This is a genomic window from Vibrio sp. 1249-1 (assembly GCF_033340495.1).
This window is the reverse complement of record NZ_JAWOWJ010000306.1, coordinates 453-852: the sequence shown is the minus strand read 5'-3', so window position 1 is coordinate 852 and position 400 is coordinate 453. Positions and strand designations below refer to the sequence as shown.

Sequence of the window (400 nt, the reverse complement as noted above, 5' to 3'; positions counted from 1 at the left end):
AATTCTTGCGTATCCATGCGCGCTACAGTTACCCGCTCTTCATCTATCAATTGTTGCGCAGCAGCGACATCCTGCTCATTAATCCGAGCCAACACTTCCAGTTCTGCTGTTGGGTCACCAGCTAATGCACCAACTGAGGCGGCAATTTTGAGGCCTATCTTGCCCGTTCCGGGTACGAAAACACCCATCGAGTTTTTAAATAGGTTGTCTGAAACACGCACCTCTATCGCATCAATATCGGATGTGCCTAACTCTTTTCTAGCAACTGCTGCCGCGTACGCCGCAGCAATGGGTTCTGTACATCCTAATGCAGGTTTCACAACTTGCTTAATGATTTGGATATATTGTGTCCATTGCTGGTTCATGCTCTGTTCTCCGTATTACTTTTTATGAGCAATCG

At 46.8% G+C, this 400-nt stretch carries 1 pseudogene; it reads right to left on the bottom strand.

What is annotated here, in order from left to right:
• Positions 1–365 (bottom strand): annotated as a pseudogene (locus R7Z50_RS26025) (serine dehydratase subunit alpha family protein); the annotation flags it as partial.
• Positions 366–400 lie beyond the last annotated feature (35 nt).